1 protein-coding gene is annotated in these 215 nt (G+C 55.8%); it reads right to left on the bottom strand.

The genetic code is table 11. The features are described 5' to 3' along the window. Positions 1–215 (bottom strand): hypothetical protein (locus tag DW171_RS10120; protein ID WP_199586786.1); only part of this gene is annotated, 215 nt, incomplete at both ends.

The following is a 215-nucleotide window of genomic DNA, read 5'->3' as shown; positions in this document are numbered from 1 at the left end:
CCACCATGTCGTAGATCTCTTGAAAAGCGGCAATGTCATCATCGATTACCGCAATTTTCTCAGGACTTGCGGCGTCTTTTGCGACCTCGAGGTTTTTGAGCGCTTCCTGCATGGCTGCATACGCTTTTTCTTTTGCGGCGGCCGCATCTTCCGTCTGCAAGGCAACTGCACCGGTGGGGGAACTGGTTTCTGCCGCGATCGCCGTTACGGGGGGG

The sequence above is a fragment of the Collinsella sp. AM15-2 genome (genome assembly GCF_003471985.1).
GTDB lineage: Bacteria > Actinomycetota > Coriobacteriia > Coriobacteriales > Coriobacteriaceae > Collinsella.
Note: the sequence above shows the minus strand (reverse complement) of the source record. Positions and strands in the feature narration are given on the sequence as shown.